The organism is Acinetobacter sp. TTH0-4 (assembly GCF_015602665.1).
GTDB lineage: Bacteria > Pseudomonadota > Gammaproteobacteria > Pseudomonadales > Moraxellaceae > Acinetobacter > Acinetobacter albensis.
Window position 1 is genome coordinate 761,774 of sequence record NZ_CP059079.1, and the last position, 16,324, is coordinate 778,097.

Genomic DNA, 16,324 nt, shown 5'->3' on the forward strand with positions numbered 1-16,324 from the left:
GATCAATCGAAAATTTGGCAATATAATAGGGGAATGACGAAGATAAGGGGAGTTTTAAATAAAAAAACCTTATCTAAAGATAAGGCTTTTTCATCAACGAGTGAATTAATTTCTACGGATTTCATCCGAAGTTTTTTCAGCAGTATTGGTTACAGCGTCACCTGCTTTAGATACATCTTTACCCACACCTTTAAATGTATTACAACCCGTTAAAACAAAAGCCATAAGAAGGGAAGCAGCTAGAACTTTTTTCATCATCATCTCCAAATATAAAGTCTTTATTTTGATGTGATCTCAGGTTAATTAATGTGCTCCATAAAAAATATGTGTTTTTGATTGTAGAAAAGTAATTAATTGTTATTACAGCAGTATTCTGGATAAACTTATTCATCAGAAGTGCAAGAAAGTAGTGGAGCTGATCTAAACATATAGAAATTGGATTGATCTTTCTGCCGATATAATCCGTTTGTCCACCAATCTGCTGTTTGGCTGCTGACAGAGTGAGCTGGACAAATCCATTCAAGCCGCTGTAATCGATAAAATCCATCATTTTTATGTGGGATAACACTGCCCCAACATCCTAGACGACGCTCAAGATTCACCCATTCTGGCGTGTCATTTGAGAAATTAAGCGGTACATAGAGTTGACCCTTTAATACGACATAGCGTTGTTCAATTCTATGGTCTAAGGCATCTTCAAATTGAAATTGTTTTTGACTAAAGTGATTAAGTTTACGCAATAAAGTATCACTTCTGTTCAAACCATACCAATACTTTAGAGAAGAGTCGCGTTCGGCCAAATAATATTTTAAAGCAACTTCCCAGTGTTCAACTTGCTGAGTATTCTGATTAAATAAGACAAAATCCAGTTCACCTAAAGTTTTTGCACCTGCTATTTTTTGAATACTATGACCGATTAATTGATAGGGATGATAATCCTGATCAAGTAACCAAAACCAAAGCAGCATTTCAAAACGTAGGCCCAAACGCGTGCTTTTAAGCTGCTGTACAAAAAGCTCAAGGGCTTGTGGATGCTGGTCTAAAAACAATAATCTAGAATGATAATTTTGAAAATGTGTATTCCAAATCTCATTATTATGTAAATTAAAGGAATGTTTTACAGTAAGTTCTATTGGAATCGAAGCTAAAATATTCGGGCTACAAATGCAAAAAGCCAATTGACGAACCAGCAAGTGATTAAATTCGAGCCAAGGTTCATCACAATAAAAAGCGGGCTGAGAGGCGAACATAACAACACCTAGCGTTAAATTAAAAGTGCACAATTCCAGCGGATAATGTGTAAAAACACTTTATACTAACGCAATTAGTAGGAAGGCGACTGTGCAATGAAAATATTGTTTTGGCGAAGTTTAGTGGTGATTTTTATCATTCTAGGCTTTATCGGAGCGATTTTACCTGGGATGCCGACCACAGTTTTTTTAATATTGGCTGCATGGGCGGCGTCTAAAGGTTGGCCTCAGATGGATGCTTGGCTGTTGAATCATCCAAAATATGGTACAACTTTAAGATCATGGCGTGAAAACGGTACTGTACCGCGTAAAGCAAAATGGTTAGCTAGCATGATGATGTTGATCAGCGCGGTAGTGATGCTGTTGACCAATGCACCGATCTGGGTCAAGATTTTTACCGATTTAATCATGCTGAGTGTTGCGATTTGGCTGTGGTTACGTCCTGAGCCTTCAGCTTTACCGATTAAAGAAATAGAGTAATCAGCACATGTCATATTCTTTAGAACACGCAGATATCTGGATTGATTTGGCAGAGCAAACTTTAATTTTGCCTAAACTTGAAAAAAAATATGTAATTTCTTCGGGTAAAAATGGAATAGGCGAACAACAAGATTCAGGTAAAACACCACGAGGCTGGCATACCGTTGCACTTAAATTTGGTCATCATGCGCCTCAAAATGCAGTTTTTATTGCACGTCAAGCGACTGGAGAAGTGTATAACGCAGCTTTAGCTTCACAATTTCCTGAACGAGATTGGATCTTATCGCGAATTTTGTGGTTGAAAGGTTTGGAAGAAAACTTTAATCAGGGGGAAGGTTGCGATACGTTTAAACGCTATATTTATATTCATGGCACACCCGATACAGAACCAATGGGCATTCCCTTATCACATGGCTGTATTCGGATGCGTAATGAAGATGTGTTAGAGGTATTTGATCTTATTTCTGAAGATGCTTTGGTGTATATTTCAGAAAATAGCCTAAAACTGGAACAATCATCATAAAAATTAATGTAAATAAATCAGATCTTATAAAAGAATGGGTAAGTCGTGATTTATAAATGTTGATTATGTTTATTTTTTTAGAAAAAATGGATTGGTTTAAATTTACTCTTAGATAAAATAGGCAAAAAATTACAGAAAATGTTTGTTTTTATAGCGAATAACCTATTTTTTAATCACTCAAACATAAAAAAATGAAAACAGGCCGAAAAGCGTTTGACAGGCTGCATAGATTCTCTATAATGCACGACACAAACGATGAAGTCGTGAAGGGCGCTTAGCTCAGTTGGTAGAGCGTCTGCCTTACAAGCAGAATGTCGGCGGTTCGATCCCGTCAGCGCCCACCAAGCCTTTACGTTAAGTACTTTAGTGCAGCGGTAGTTCAGTTGGTTAGAATATCGGCCTGTCACGCCGAGGGTCGCGGGTTCGAGTCCCGTCCGCTGCGCCACTTTAGTTCTTAATACATTGTTTGTACTTTAATAGCGATATTATGTAAGTGCAGCGGTAGTTCAGTTGGTTAGAATATCGGCCTGTCACGCCGAGGGTCGCGGGTTCGAGTCCCGTCCGCTGCGCCATTTACATGATAGACCTTTTAAGGGCGCTTAGCTCAGTTGGTAGAGCGTCTGCCTTACAAGCAGAATGTCGGCGGTTCGATCCCGTCAGCGCCCACCAGATTTTTGTGATGCAGCGGTAGTTCAGTTGGTTAGAATATCGGCCTGTCACGCCGAGGGTCGCGGGTTCGAGTCCCGTCCGCTGCGCCATCTTAAATCGAAATGTTAAACCCTTTAAGGGCGCTTAGCTCAGTTGGTAGAGCGTCTGCCTTACAAGCAGAATGTCGGCGGTTCGATCCCGTCAGCGCCCACCATATCTTCGGATATAAAACTTAGTCAATAAGTTTGAAACGCAGCGGTAGTTCAGTTGGTTAGAATATCGGCCTGTCACGCCGAGGGTCGCGGGTTCGAGTCCCGTCCGCTGCGCCATTTTTCAAATATCCTGATGTGGAAAATGTTAAAAGCATAGAAAATTTTCTGTGTTTTTATTGTATCAAAAATTCAAGCCTTGAATTTTTCTCAGGGCGCTTAGCTCAGTTGGTAGAGCGTCTGCCTTACAAGCAGAATGTCGGCGGTTCGATCCCGTCAGCGCCCACCATATATTCTCCTTGCTCAATATCTGTTTTTTTCATAGAATCTGCATCAATAATAATTTTAAATATTGCATACTATGAGAAATCCTTATCAACGTAAAGCTGCCTCCAAAACGCTGCATCCTGCATATAATCCTCAAGATATTTATAAACAATTTATTGAAAATATTGTTGCTCAAAATTCCGTGATTGCATTGTTTGATGAAGGGTGGGCTTTATGTGCAACCCCAACAGGACAGCGAGCATTTGCGATTTGGCAAAATAAAAGTTTGGCAAAATTATTAATTAAAGACCATTGGCATCATTATCAAATTCAGAATATTTCACTCAAAGATTTTGTTGATAAAGTCATTCCTTTTTTGCGCAAAGAAAGCACCTCAGTGTCACTAGATTTAACACCTGAAGGGCAGAATATTTTGGTTGCACCTGAAAAATTGTTATTAGACATCAAAAATTATTTATATCAACTTTATCGACAAAAACCTGAATTATTTAAAGAAACTCATTTACCTTTACCACGCAGTATTCGCTTAAATTAGTTTCTTTAATTTTTAAGAGATTGTCTAAATACTTAATATTCGTTGAGCATCCATCCGCTGATAAAAGCAAAGTATTCTCTTAACCATGAGTTATAGCGAATATATAACGGTGTGGTTGCACTCAAGCCAATGATTTGTTGATAGCCTTGTCGTTCAGCAATTGCTTTTGCACGTAAGATGTGGAAATCGCTGGTTGCAATTGCGATTGGTTCACTCAGAGAAATTTGATGTGCTGCAAGCAAGCTTTGGCTATTTTTTAGATTTTGTTCTGTGCTGGTACTTTTATCTTCAAGTAAAATACGAGATTGATCAATTTGATGTTGCTTCTGTAGATATTGAGACATCACTTCAGCTTCGCTGATATTTTGCTGAAAGCCTAATCCACCCGTCATAATAAGTAGGGTCTGAGGATACTGTTTAGCATAAGCTGCACTCACATCTAGACGGTGTTTGAGGGTGAGAGAAGGTTGGCCATTTTCTATGCCACTTCCGAGCACAATCACTGCTGCACTTGGGTGTGCGATAAGGCGGTGATCAAGAGTAGAAGATATATAAATAAAAAATATTAAAACAGTACTGAGCCAGAGAAAGAAAGCAGTCCATAACCCAGACCATATTTTCTGCCTAAATTTATTTACCTGAATACAGCTTTGAATCCAATCAAATGCCAAAGCATAAAAAACTAAGCCCATTCCAATAATAACAGGGAGAATAATACCTAAATGGACTTTATTCTGAGAGATGAGATATAAGCCATCAAGTGCCAATAAAGCACCTAAGATGAAACTAAGAGAACGTTTTAGGCGGCTAGACATATGCGGTCTCTGAGAAAATAGTCGATTTAGTTTAAACGAATTAAAAATGTTTACTGATAAAAAATCGAGTCTGGGGACTCGATTTTTTATGTTTGGCTGAAATAGGCTTAGATTAATCTTTTTTAGTAAACATCACGACGATAACGTCCTTCCTGACGAAGCAGATCAAGTTTAGATTCACCTAAAATATCAATCAATGCTTGATCTACATCACTGGCCATCCCATTAATACTGCCACAAATATAGATAACGGCATCTTTATCGATCCAGGATTGAAGCATCTGGGCTTGCTCACGTAGAAGATGATGAACATACACTTTTTCTGTCTGATCACGCGAGAAAGCCAAATCCAAGCGTTGTAACATGCCTGTCGTTTGCCATGCTTCAATAGTACTTTGATAGAAGAAATCATACTCGCGCTGGCGTTCACCGAAAATAAGCCAGTTTTGTGTATAGTTTTGTCGAGTACGAGCATGTAATAAGCTCATTAAGCCAGCAATGCCAGTACCATTTCCAATACAAATAATGGGACGATTGTCATCAATAAGATGGAAGGATTCATTGGTGCGAATACGCAATCCAATTTCACTATTTAATGCTGTATGTTGTGTCAGCCATCCAGATCCCAAACCGAGTTGACCATGAGAATTTTCTTGTTGGCGTACCACTAAACGAAGAATTTGTTGAGATGGAATACTGGCAATTGAATATTCACGAGATGGTAATGGACTAAGCTGTTCAAGTAAATGTTCCATATTGGCAAAAGGTTCAACGTCGAGAGTCAAATCTTTATTGCAAAGTGCTTGCTCAATCGAGATTTGTAAGGAATCGACAGGAGTATGGGCGAAAATTTGATGCTTTTGCATAAAGTCTGCAATACGTTCAGCACTATTGCCTGGTTGAATTTCTGCAATATCACCTGCTTGCCAATGAACCTCATGTTTAGGCTGTAATTCAATATTAAATGCAGGCGCACCCAAACTATTTGGATTGAGGATATGGCGTTGTTTAAGCGTCCATAAATCAAAGGTTTTCTCAATATTCATGGCTTGTAGCTCAAGTTTTGTGACTTTTGCTAAAGCGCTATTCCAAGCCTGAATGTGTTCATTGTTGGCATTATCTACTTCAATCAATCCAAATAATGGCTGTGCACCATTTACATTTAACCAACGATCTAACTCATGTCCAAAACTACAAAATGTTTCTGGATATTCGCGTGAACCTAAAGCTAAAACAGCATAATTGAGATGTTTTAAATCCATCTGTTTGGAAAAATTTTTCTTGGTGAAACTTGAGGCTAAATCAGGTGCTTCACCAGTTCCATAGGTACTGACCACAAATAAAATTTGTTCAAAATTTTTAACTTCATCCAGATTCAAGTGTTGTAAGGACTTCACCGTTACAGGTTGATGAGCTTCTTGCAAACTGGTGGCAGTCCGCCATGCTAATTGTTCAGCAGTACCTGTTTGGGTTGCGTAAGCAATCAACCACGGTTTTGCATTTGGATCAATTTTTACGGCTGTTGCAGCAAGGCGAGCTTGTTCCGTTAATTTCTTTTGTTTACGACGTTTAAGATAAAGCATCCATCCTGTCACAAAGAATAAAGGCATGACCATTGAAGCCAGCATGGCCAAGAATTGATAAACAGGACCAAAGAAACTGCCGCGGTGAACCGGCAGCATGCTGCTCATGATTTTTTCGTTTAACTTTTGCTCTTCATACAATTCCATTTTCTCAATGGTTGATGTTTTATAATTGAAAATGGCTTTATTACGTGCTCGTTCATGCTGTGGAATGGCATCTACAAAGTTTAATTCAATTTTACCATCTGGTTTTTTTGGTAAATTTACGGTCAGAGTTGAATAATCACGACCAACTTGAGCATTAAAACCAGTCCATGTTTGGGACAATGCCAAATTGATTTGTTCTACGGATAAACCCTTTTTCTCATTTCTTTGGTTGGAATCTGATTCATCATGATTAGGATTATTTTCTGAAGTTCGTACTGGATTTGATGCAGAGTGTTGGGCTTCATGTTCAGGTTTTTCAAGGCGTTGACGGGTCTGTTCAGATTTTTGACCTTCTGCATTTTGACCGCGTGCTTTGCCTTCTTGCATTTCAGGTTGCGGGCGTTCTACCCCCATCACTTTAAACATGCCATTTCGCCACCAGTCATAAGACCAGTACAAGCCAGTACAAGCCAGAACTAAGTAGAAAATAACCACCCATGTTCCAACAACTGCATGTAAATCCCAAAGAAAATTACGCCCTTTAAGTTTAGGCTTAAGCATGAACCATTGTTTTAATGAGTGTTTTTTAGGCCAGCGCAAGTATAAACCACTGAGCACAAAAAGAATCAGGATCAGCGCACAAGCACCAGTAATCTGTTTACCGACGGGTCCAACTGTTAAATTACGATGTAACTGTTGAATAAAAGCAAAGAATTCTTTGCCTTTAATTTCAGGTAAAACTTCCGCTGAATAAGGATTGACCATCATGTTGTAACCCCTACGAGCACCTTCTTTAACAATATTGATGCTAGAAGATGAGGTCGGGTCTTTGGCAATGGTAATACTATTAATTTTTATTTGTGGGTCAGTGATTTGAAAGTGCTGATAAAGCTGTGAAGGAGTCAGTTTGGCACGATTTTCGACTTGTACATAATAGCTGTCTGGATTTAACCATTTCTGAATAGGCTGTTCATACGAATAGATGGCGCCAGTCACGCCCATAATCGAAAGAATTAAGCCCGCTGTAATGCCAAGAAACCAATGAATCTGAAAAAATATTTTTTTTAACATGGCAGTCAAAGATACGAAAGATGAACATAATTAGCACGAATTATAACTGAACTTTAAGAAGATAATATGGATTTTGAAGGTAATATTTATTCTCATTATCATTTGTATTCTTTCATTAAAAAACCTCCACAATTGTGGAGGTTTTTTTAGAGGGTTCACTTAATCCATTAAATCTTGTTCGCTGGGCCCACGCTTTCGATCAAATGTTTACGAATAGTATTAAACGAAAAATTCTTTGAATTTAAACGTTTCGGTAGAACGTAAGCGCCTTGTTGACCTTTTACTTTGAAGTTGACCAGCATAAAGTCAGGCGTGTCATACCATTCATAAATGTCTTTCCAGCCAATCGCACCGACACCTTGTTGTGCACCCATTTGTTGGCGCATCACGATGCCATGCGGTTGTATGCCTAAACGAATGCCTTTAATTTCCTGAACTGGAAATTCATTCATTTTACGTTTTACATACCACTCTAAACCGAACTTGCGCACTAAAATGTACGCGACGACAGCGACCAAAGCGACCCAGCAAAAAATGGTTGAATAGTTTTTCAGTAAAACAATACCGACAATCGATAAAACAGCGATCACGGCCATAATAATCCATGATTTAGTGCTAATTTTATTGGTACTGCGCCATATGGCAAGTTGAGCTTGACGTTGTTCAGCCTCTGAAATTTCATAGTTCACAGGCTGAAGGGTATAAGCGTATAAATTTTTCGCGGTCATAATCAAAATAACAAATTTAGAACTTTAAAAAGTTTAGCATTATTTATCATCATTCAGTGAGTATATTGTTCCAAAATCATCCTATTTATAATGAAGCCAATTCAGTAGATTTTTCATCACGGTCATGACTTAGACTTTGTTTTAAGCGACTGAGCTGTTTCAAGATACTAAACATGAGAGAAAGCTGTTGTAAAACGATCAAAGCACTTTGATCCTCTTCATCATTGTGGGCAAGACGTTGACGAATGGTACTGAGCATATTTTGAATATTAAGATCGGGCATTTCATCTTTGAGTAATGAGCCTTGAATATTGTCTAAACCCAGTTCTAACAATTGAAGGACTTCCTGATCTTCTAATTTTTCACGATGTGCACCCAAAGCAGCAATGTAGCTGAGCAGGGTATGATTTAAACATAAGAATTCGAATGCTAAACTTTTTTGAGTGGGGTCAAAATCAGGTTCTGTGGCCAAGGTTGAAATTAGGGAAGCGAGTTCAGCATCATTATTATGTGCAGCACGACGAACCACACGATATTTCAAACCATTATTGCGACCAAATTTATATTGCTCGGTTACTTCTGCCAAATAATTACATTGCGCGATCAGAGAACGATTGATGGTACGAGACAGACGACGGAACTTCCAGTCCGGAAAAATGAAACTCACACCAAACCATGCCAGTGCACAGCCAATTAAGGTGTCTATCATTCTAGGCAACGCCGCTGCAAAACCTACACCATCTAGATTAAAATTAATCAGCGCCAAAATGGTAACAAAAGCAGTAGCTTGTGCATATTGTTTACTGCGTAATTCAAAGAACAGCACCCCACTTAAAATGAGAACCAATAATTGTCCTTCAATAGATGGAACAAAGTACAAGATGGTATAACCTAAAATAATACCGATCAGTGTACCGACAATACGCAAGCGCAAACGTCGTTTAGTGGCATTAAAATTAGGCTGGCTCACAAAAAGCGCTGTCAGTAATACCCAGTAACCATATTCAATATTGCTGACTTGAACAAACACATAACCAATCAGTAAAACAATGGACACTCGTACAGCATGACGAAATAACACCGATTCTGGGGTCAAATGCTGTTTTATTCGAATGACAATATCATCCCAGCCTTTTAAATCATCATCTTTCAGTTGATTTTCAATATGTTTGGTCTTATCGAATTTGATATGTCGTTCCGTTTCAACATTACGCAGTTGAGCATCAATTGATTTTAAATTTTGATATAAAGCGAAAAGTGCATTGACGGAAACTTGATCATAGTATTGTTCTGCACGTAATTTCTCTAATGACAGTTTTAGATTGGCAAAAGTATGCTTAAAACGCGTGTTATGTTGGTAGGTTTCGCGGTGTAAAATGCTATAACTCAAATCTTTACATGCTTTGGCCTGAATCGATAAAACGCGTTGAAAGCGGAATAAAATATCACTGTGTTCAAAAATTTTAACCAGTTTTTGATAATCAATATGGGCTGAATCTGCACCTTCATGAATGTCTTGAGCCACAAAATAATATTGCAGGCTACGACGAGTATCTTTTTGTCCTCGATCTCCTTTGAGACGGGTTAAAAGTGCGGTTTTCATTTCATTGAAAATACCCACCAATTTGCCATTTTCCAAAGACAATTCAATCATGGTGTGTTGATAACTGCTAGGCGTCATATCAACATCAAATAAGTTAGATTTAGCAAACAGGAAGTCTGCTAATGAGGAATAGCATTGCGATAATTTATCTTGAACTTGGCGAACAGGAAATAATAAAAAACTAATAGTCGAAATTAGACCATACCAAGCAGCGCCGATGACCAAAAGAAGGGCTTGTGTATACCAATGATCGAATAGTCCAACGCCTAACATGGAATAAACCGAAATAACCAGACATCCATAGGAAATAGTGGCATAACGTCGACCCAGTGAACCGAGGAGTATCCAGCCGATACATGAGACAATCAGCCCTAGAGCAAATAAAATGGGATAAGGAAATAAAAGATAAACCGAAACAGCAGTAATGAAAAAACCAATATAGGTATAAATCAGGTTCATAATACGAACCGAAAAACGGTCGTCAATATCACTTAAACCTGCTGCTACAACGCCAAGAGTCAGTGGAATCGTTGCAATTTGATGCCCCATAAAATATGGAACAAAAGCGGTACCTGAAAATGCAATCACCATCCGTATGTTGTACATGAAGGTGGTGTTGTAAGTGGTTTGCTTAATACGTGTGAGCCAAGATTTCAAGTTATGTCCTTACCTCAAAGTGATCGATGTCGCTTGAAGTGAAATTATGTGACTTTTCACATTCAATTCTTAGAAATAATACGATGTACAGTGTAAGCTAGTCTTTAAAACTCTGATTTAAAAATTAAGTAATTATATGTCTGCACAACCCGCTACTCCACAATATTCTACAGCATGGATTATGCTGTTGGCATTACTGACCTCTTTAGGTCCGTTGTCGATTGATATGTATTTACCCGCCTTGCCGCAAATGGCTCAGGATTTTGGGGTAAGTACACAAATGGTTGCCAATACTTTGCCAGCATACTTTTTGGGCTTAGCTCTGGGACAATTATTTTATGGACCGCTCAGTGATCGAATTGGTCGAAAAAAACCCTTATATTTTGGCTTAACGCTCTATATTGTAGCAAGTGCACTGTGTATTTTCGCTACAAATGAGTGGAGTTTAATTGCAGCACGTATTTTACAGGCAGTGGGCGGCTGCGTCGGGGTTGTGATTGCACGGGCAGCCATTCGTGATCGTTTAGATATGCAGGCTTCTGCACAAGCGTTCGCAAGTATGATGATTGTCATGGGAATTGCACCCATTATTGCCCCCAGTTTAGGAGCGATAATACTGAAATTCTTTACTTGGCATGCGGTGTTTGTCTGTCTCATGCTGATGGGCTTAGTGTGTTTGCTGTGTGTTCACTTTTTCTTTAAGGAAAGCTTGGCACCAGAACGCCGTTTAAAATTAAACCTGAAGCAAATCTTAAATTTATATAGTGTCATTATCAAAGATGACAGTTTTAGATGGCCGATGTTGGCGGGCTGTTTCTCTGGCGGGGTTTTATTCTGTTACATCAGTGCATCAGCTTCTGTACTGATGGATGAATTTGGTCTAAATCAACAGCAATTTGCCTATGCTTTTGGCTTAAATGCCTTTGGGATTATGTTGTTCTCGACCCTCAATAAAAAATTGGCTTATAAGTTTCATGTATTTACACGTTTGAAAATGGGTGCTGTATTACAATTCTTGGGTGCATTAATTTTATTGATTACTGGTTTTATGCATGATATTGGCTTATGGATTATCATGCTTGGAATGTTTTTAGCGGTGTCTGGTATTGGTTTTACTGGACCAAATGCCATGGCTTTAGCCATGTCTCAGCAAGGGGCGCGAGCAGGAACAGCCAGTGCAATTATGGGCAGTATGCAGTTTGCTTGTGGTTTGCTGGGTGGGATAATTTTGAATTTTCTAGTCTGGAATTCACTTTTAAATATGGGGATCTTGATGTTGATTTTTGTCGGAATTACTATACTTTGCATTCTGAAATTAACATCAAGCTTAGCAACAGAGTCATGATTTGAATTGAAGTCATAAAAAAGAGACCTGATACAGGTCTCTTTTTTTATAAAGGCATTTATGCGTCTAGAAACACAGTGAATTCTTCAACCGCAAGGCGAGGGGTAATAAACGTATTGATAATATCGTTCGGATCGGCATAACCGAGGGCAATGGTACACACCAATTCTTCATCTTCAGGTGCACCTAGCTCATCCAGTACGACTTGATGAAAATGGTTCCATGCCGCTTGAGGGCAAGTATCTAAGCCACGGGCTTTTGCCGCGACCATAACATTTTGCAGCATCATTGAAATATCCATCTTGGCTCCAATCCCCATGCCTTTATTGACAGTGAAATATAAGGCCACAGGTGCATCAAATAATTCGTAATTACGCAAATGCTGACGCGCCATTTTTTCTTTGTCGCCTTTTTGGATATTCAATAAACCGTATAAACCCCAGCCATTTTCACGACGGCGTTCAATAAACGGAGAAATCCATTTTTCGGGATAATAAGCAAAAGTTTCTTGATATTGTTCAGCAAGTTCAGGCTGTCTGAATATTTCATTCTGTACTTTACAGACCCGTTCGATCATTTTATCGCGTTTTTTGCCCGTCACCACATACACTTTCCAAGGCTGTGTATTGGTCCCAGAGGGTGCACGACAGGAGACATTCAAAATATCTTTAATGGTTTGCACGTCCACAGCTTTATCTAAAAAAGCGCGAACTGAATGGCGCGATGTAATCGCATCATCTACGTAGCGAACTTGATCCAAATTCATGAAAATTCCTTTTGAAATGATATTTTTTAGCCTTTTCGATTATATACATTCGTCGAATAGCTCTTTCTCAGACTTTATGTAAATCTACATTAACTTTAAGAATACATTGACTATATTTTAGATATCAATCTAAAAAAAGAATTATTCTTTAGTTTTTGTTCGATAAAATTGATTTTAATATGGCATATAACTTGCTATATGCATGACAGCATATAGTTTGCATGTGTTGTATTTTTTTAAATATTTTAGGCTTTTCACTGTATTGGTAAGCATAATTTGCATGGTTTTTGAGACTTAAAATAGAGAGTGAACTGCCTATTTATTTTAAGTTTTAAGATCATAGATGCACGGATGCGGAATAATTAAATTGGAGATTAAAATGAGTCGCTTACTCAACGGTAAATTTATGGTTAAAGGTTTAGCAGTGGCAATCACTGCGGTTATGGTGAGCACAGCGCATGCAGGTAAAACTGAACAACAACAAATTCAAGAACTACGCAAAGAAGTAGAAGCATTAAAATCCTTAATGCAACAGCAGCATCAAGTTCAGCAGCAACAGCAAACCCAAATCGCGCAAGTTCAGGCTCAACCTGTACAATTGGCCGCTGCTCCAGCAACTAAATCTGAGACTTCATTCACAGGTTTAAAAAGTAAAGCAGGCGCAAGTGTAAACATATACGGCTATGTACGTGGTGATGCCAACTATATTATTGAGGGTGCAGATGATGACTTCAATAAAGTGGCTTCATCAGATGGAAAAACCACAGATAAATTACGTGCAACTGCAAAAACGACACGTTTAGGTTTAGATTTCAGTACTCCTGTTGAAACTGGCAAAGTTGGCGGTAAAATTGAAGTAGATTTTGCTGGAACCAATGAAGCGCTTCGTATTCGTCATGCTTATTTAACCTACAACGATTGGTTGTTTGGTCAAACAACGTCTAACTTCTTATCAAATCATGCACCAGAAATGATCGATTTTGGGACAAACGTGGGCGGTGGTACTGCACGTATTCCGCAAGTACGTTATGGTTTTAAACTAACTCCAACAACCAAACTCTTTGTTTCAGCAGAAGAAGGGAATAGCTCTGCAACAGCTTTTAAACAAACTACGACGCTAATCCGAGATAATGCAGGTAATGTTATAGACACTAAAGTAACCAATGAAAATGTTAGTTCTGGTGTGAAATATACTTTACCAGTATTAACAGCTAAATTAACCCAAGGTTTTGCTGATGGTAAAGGTAGCGTTTCAGGTCGTGCATTAGTTGAACAGTATAAATCTGAAACGAGTGATGATGATAAACTAGGTTGGGGCGTTGCGGCTGGTGTAAATTATCAAGTATCTGATCCATTAAAAGTATCTGCGGATGTTTCTCATGTTGTGGGTAACAGCAATTACTTATATGGTAGTAATTCTGCATTCTATTTAAATCCAGTTAATGGCGATATTGAACAAAATGAGTTTAATGCGGTTCAAGTAGGTGCAACTTATAAATTTTCTCCTACTTTACGTTCGACACTCGCATACGGTGCGTTATTTGCCGATGATGGCACGGACTATGCTCAACTGAACGATACCGCAAATGAGACCGTACAACAGGCTTGGATTAACTTTATTTACACACCTGTTGCTCCAATTGACTTGGGTGTAGAATATATTAATGGTAAGCGTGAAACATTTGCAGGCCAAAGTTATAAAGATAATCGTATTGGTTTGATGGCAAAATATAGTTTCTAATTTAAAAATGAAAATCAAAGAGGTGATTTATTCACCTCTTTTTTTTGTTTTAAATATTTGTCTTAGTGATTGTTTATTCTAAATATTTATTTTATAAATCAAAATCAAAAAACTATAATTTCAAATGATCGCTAAAAGTGTAAAAAAATAAAAAATTTCCTTAAAATAAATGCATAATGTCGCACTTTTAATCATCTTGATTCTTTAAAAAGGGTCATTCAATTGTCTAGATGAATATTTCAGTCTTGCTGCAAAGATATTAATCTAAATGATTTTAAGGCTAAGAGTGCAAGAAAAATGAAATGCTGACGCTGAGGGCGGAAATGAACGATTCGATGGTCTGTTTAAATCAGTGTACCTCGTTTCTCAGCATTTGATGATTTCAATCAAATTGATGTAAGTTCTGAATTTTAACTTGGCTTGGTCGGTAATATTTTTATAAAGAAGCACTTTTGTGAGATTTGGCTACAGTTCAAATCTTCTTATTCTTTATAAAAGCTAAGTTAACATTTATATGGATAGCGTATAAAAAACTATAATTTTGTGCGCTTAGGGAAAATTTATGGATTACATTTTAAATCCAACATTCAGTTTAATGCTTGCTGTGTTGGTGCTCTACATGGGACGTATTTTAAATAAATACATTCCATTTCTAACCAAATATAATATTCCTGAACCTGTGGCTGGTGGTTTAGTCGGTGCGATTATTTTTTATCTCTTTCACCATTTTGCGGGTTACACCATTTCAGTCAATAAAGCGATGCAAGATACATTCATGCTTATGTTTTTTGCTTCAATTGGTTTAAGTGCCAACTTTGCCAAATTAAGAGAAGGTGGCAAACCATTATTGATTTTCTTACTGGCTATTTCTGTTTTTGTGATTGTGCAAAATGGCGTAGGTATGGTGGTTGCAAGTGCCGTTGGTCTTGATCCATTAATGGGTGTCATTGCAGGCTCTATTGCTTTAATTGGTGGCTTAGGTACAGCAGGTGCTTGGGGGCCAATTTTTGAAACCAAATATGCGGTTGAAGGTGCATTACCGATGGGGATTGCCAGTGCAACCTTTGGTATGGTTCTAGGCGGATTGATGGGTGGGCCTTTGGCACGTTATCTGATTAAAAAGCATCAACTGGCGATGCCTTTAAATTCAGAAGTGCGTAAGGAAAAAGATGCAGCTCCGTTATCTGATCAAGAGTATGCATTTGAAGCACCACACAAAGTTCGTCTGATTACTGCTGACAATGCTGTTGTGACTTTGGGAATGTTTGCTTTTGCTTTGGCTTTTGCAGAAATTTTGAAAAACTTAACCATCGGGACTGCATTTGAGTTGCCTACTTTTGTATGGGCATTGGCAGGCGGTATTTTGCTCCGTAATGTGGTTGAAAGCATTTTTAAACGAGAAATTTTTGACCGTTCAATTGATGTTTTTGGCAATACTGCATTGGCTTTGTATTTAGCGATGGCTTTGGTGTCACTTAAATTATGGCAATTGTCAGATTTGGCGATTCCGATGATTATTCTTCTGATTGCGCAATCGATTGCGATGTGGCTTTTTGCTGTTTATGTTTCATTCCGAGTGATGGGCAAAAACTATGATTCTGCTGTATTGGCATCTGGATTATGTGGTTTCGGAATGGGGGCAACGCCAAATGCGATTGCGAATATGCAAGCGATTACCAATATGTACGGTCCATCTCATAAAGCATTTTTAATTGTGCCTTTGGTAGGTGCATTTTTCATTGATTTGGTGAATGTCGTGGTGATTCAAGGCATTTTACAATTCTTTGGTTAATCGATTGATTCTAAAAAAATGAATTGATTCAAATGCCAGTCAATTGCTGAATTGACTGGCATTTTTTATTTTAGATTGAGCTGTTATTGGGCCAGTAAAAAACACTGTTTGTATCGCTTTAAATCAATAGATTCATGACTGCA

At 38.2% G+C, this 16,324-nt stretch carries 13 protein-coding genes and 8 tRNA genes; 14 read left to right on the forward strand and 7 right to left on the reverse strand.

What is annotated here, in order from left to right:
- Nucleotides 1-105: 105 nt before the first annotated feature.
- Together H0S58_RS03505 and H0S58_RS03510 are read right to left on the reverse strand one after the other, a co-directional pair.
- Nucleotides 106-258: an entericidin A/B family lipoprotein gene (locus H0S58_RS03505; RefSeq protein ID WP_171250309.1), complete on the reverse strand. Its 153-nt coding sequence runs from the start codon at nucleotides 256-258 to the stop codon at nucleotides 106-108.
- 125 nt (nucleotides 259-383) lie between these two features.
- A complete protein-coding gene (locus H0S58_RS03510; RefSeq protein ID WP_195727158.1) occupies nucleotides 384-1,250 on the reverse strand; it encodes a DUF1853 family protein in 867 nt (288 codons plus the stop codon).
- A 96-nt stretch (nucleotides 1,251-1,346) separates the two neighbouring features.
- On the opposite strand from H0S58_RS03510, the gene H0S58_RS03515 reads away from it, so the two are divergent.
- The 11 genes from H0S58_RS03515 to H0S58_RS03565 all read left to right on the forward strand — a co-directional run bounded on the left by H0S58_RS03515 (nucleotide 1,347) and on the right by H0S58_RS03565 (nucleotide 3,933).
- Nucleotides 1,347-1,730, forward strand: a complete 384-nt coding sequence (locus H0S58_RS03515) for a YbaN family protein (protein ID WP_092717279.1) — start codon at nucleotides 1,347-1,349, stop codon at nucleotides 1,728-1,730.
- A gap of 7 nt (nucleotides 1,731-1,737) precedes the next feature.
- A complete protein-coding gene (gene elsL, locus H0S58_RS03520; protein WP_195727159.1) occupies nucleotides 1,738-2,253 on the forward strand; it encodes a cell wall-recycling L,D-carboxypeptidase ElsL in 516 nt (171 codons plus the stop codon).
- 268 nt (nucleotides 2,254-2,521) lie between these two features.
- A tRNA-Val gene (locus tag H0S58_RS03525) sits at nucleotides 2,522-2,597 on the forward strand.
- 24 nt (nucleotides 2,598-2,621) lie between these two features.
- A tRNA-Asp gene (locus H0S58_RS03530) sits at nucleotides 2,622-2,698 on the forward strand.
- A 50-nt stretch (nucleotides 2,699-2,748) separates the two neighbouring features.
- A tRNA-Asp gene (locus H0S58_RS03535) sits at nucleotides 2,749-2,825 on the forward strand.
- 21 nt (nucleotides 2,826-2,846) lie between these two features.
- A tRNA-Val gene (locus tag H0S58_RS03540) sits at nucleotides 2,847-2,922 on the forward strand.
- Between the two features lie 12 nt (nucleotides 2,923-2,934).
- Nucleotides 2,935-3,011 (forward strand) — tRNA-Asp (locus tag H0S58_RS03545).
- 28 nt (nucleotides 3,012-3,039) lie between these two features.
- Nucleotides 3,040-3,115, forward strand: a tRNA-Val gene (locus H0S58_RS03550).
- A 38-nt stretch (nucleotides 3,116-3,153) separates the two neighbouring features.
- Nucleotides 3,154-3,230, forward strand: a tRNA-Asp gene (locus H0S58_RS03555).
- A gap of 93 nt (nucleotides 3,231-3,323) precedes the next feature.
- Nucleotides 3,324-3,399, forward strand: a tRNA-Val gene (locus H0S58_RS03560).
- A 72-nt stretch (nucleotides 3,400-3,471) separates the two neighbouring features.
- Nucleotides 3,472-3,933: a DUF2750 domain-containing protein gene (locus H0S58_RS03565; RefSeq protein WP_195727160.1), complete on the forward strand. Its 462-nt coding sequence runs from the start codon at nucleotides 3,472-3,474 to the stop codon at nucleotides 3,931-3,933.
- Nucleotides 3,934-3,965: 32 nt separating this feature from the next.
- Here the strand turns inward: H0S58_RS03565 and H0S58_RS03570 are convergent, their stop codons facing one another.
- From H0S58_RS03570 to yccS, 4 genes are all read right to left on the reverse strand, one after another.
- Nucleotides 3,966-4,748 (reverse strand): YdcF family protein, encoded by a 783-nt coding sequence (locus H0S58_RS03570; protein WP_195727161.1) that lies wholly within the window; start codon nucleotides 4,746-4,748, stop codon nucleotides 3,966-3,968.
- A gap of 122 nt (nucleotides 4,749-4,870) precedes the next feature.
- A complete protein-coding gene (locus H0S58_RS03575; RefSeq protein WP_195727162.1) occupies nucleotides 4,871-7,549 on the reverse strand; it encodes a PepSY domain-containing protein in 2,679 nt (892 codons plus the stop codon).
- Between the two features lie 167 nt (nucleotides 7,550-7,716).
- Nucleotides 7,717-8,277 carry a YcxB family protein gene (locus H0S58_RS03580; RefSeq protein ID WP_092717263.1) on the reverse strand — a complete coding sequence of 187 codons (561 nt, stop codon included), beginning with the start codon at nucleotides 8,275-8,277 and terminating at the stop codon, nucleotides 7,717-7,719.
- Between the two features lie 85 nt (nucleotides 8,278-8,362).
- The gene (yccS, locus tag H0S58_RS03585) at nucleotides 8,363-10,537 is read right to left on the reverse strand and encodes a YccS family putative transporter (RefSeq protein ID WP_195727163.1); all 2,175 of its coding nucleotides are present in this window, start codon (nucleotides 10,535-10,537) and stop codon (nucleotides 8,363-8,365) included.
- A gap of 136 nt (nucleotides 10,538-10,673) precedes the next feature.
- Here yccS and H0S58_RS03590 point away from each other — a divergent pair, with 136 nt between their 5' ends.
- A complete protein-coding gene (locus tag H0S58_RS03590; RefSeq protein WP_195727164.1) occupies nucleotides 10,674-11,882 on the forward strand; it encodes a multidrug effflux MFS transporter in 1,209 nt (402 codons plus the stop codon).
- 58 nt (nucleotides 11,883-11,940) lie between these two features.
- Here the strand turns inward: H0S58_RS03590 and H0S58_RS03595 are convergent, their stop codons facing one another.
- Nucleotides 11,941-12,648, reverse strand: coding sequence for a nitroreductase (locus tag H0S58_RS03595; protein WP_092717255.1), 708 nt, complete (start codon nucleotides 12,646-12,648; stop codon nucleotides 11,941-11,943).
- A 379-nt stretch (nucleotides 12,649-13,027) separates the two neighbouring features.
- Between H0S58_RS03595 and H0S58_RS03600 the strand changes: the two genes are divergently transcribed.
- Complete coding sequence (locus H0S58_RS03600) at nucleotides 13,028-14,389, forward strand: DcaP family trimeric outer membrane transporter (RefSeq protein ID WP_195727165.1); 1,362 nt, start codon at nucleotides 13,028-13,030, stop codon at nucleotides 14,387-14,389.
- A 562-nt stretch (nucleotides 14,390-14,951) separates the two neighbouring features.
- Entirely contained in the window at nucleotides 14,952-16,181 is a 1,230-nt protein-coding gene (gene gltS / locus H0S58_RS03605) for a sodium/glutamate symporter (RefSeq protein WP_053578487.1), read from the forward strand.
- Nucleotides 16,182-16,324: the final 143 nt, after the last annotated feature.

Bases quoted from the DNA above. Each gene is read 5' to 3' on its own strand.
- H0S58_RS03595 (WP_092717255.1), bottom strand. From the start codon at position 12,648: ATGAATTTGGATCAAGTTCGCTACGTAGATGATGCGATTACATCGCGC.
- elsL (WP_195727159.1), top strand. From the start codon at position 1,738: ATGTCATATTCTTTAGAACACGCAGATATCTGGATTGATTTGGCAGAG.
- H0S58_RS03515 (WP_092717279.1), top strand. From the start codon at position 1,347: ATGAAAATATTGTTTTGGCGAAGTTTAGTGGTGATTTTTATCATTCTA.
- H0S58_RS03580 (WP_092717263.1), bottom strand. From the start codon at position 8,277: ATGACCGCGAAAAATTTATACGCTTATACCCTTCAGCCTGTGAACTAT.
- H0S58_RS03505 (WP_171250309.1), bottom strand. From the start codon at position 258: ATGATGAAAAAAGTTCTAGCTGCTTCCCTTCTTATGGCTTTTGTTTTA.
- H0S58_RS03590 (WP_195727164.1), top strand. From the start codon at position 10,674: ATGTCTGCACAACCCGCTACTCCACAATATTCTACAGCATGGATTATG.
- H0S58_RS03575 (WP_195727162.1), bottom strand. From the start codon at position 7,549: ATGTTAAAAAAAATATTTTTTCAGATTCATTGGTTTCTTGGCATTACA.
- H0S58_RS03600 (WP_195727165.1), top strand. From the start codon at position 13,028: ATGAGTCGCTTACTCAACGGTAAATTTATGGTTAAAGGTTTAGCAGTG.
- H0S58_RS03565 (WP_195727160.1), top strand. From the start codon at position 3,472: ATGAGAAATCCTTATCAACGTAAAGCTGCCTCCAAAACGCTGCATCCT.
- H0S58_RS03510 (WP_195727158.1), bottom strand. From the start codon at position 1,250: ATGTTCGCCTCTCAGCCCGCTTTTTATTGTGATGAACCTTGGCTCGAA.
- gltS (WP_053578487.1), top strand. From the start codon at position 14,952: ATGGATTACATTTTAAATCCAACATTCAGTTTAATGCTTGCTGTGTTG.
- H0S58_RS03570 (WP_195727161.1), bottom strand. From the start codon at position 4,748: ATGTCTAGCCGCCTAAAACGTTCTCTTAGTTTCATCTTAGGTGCTTTA.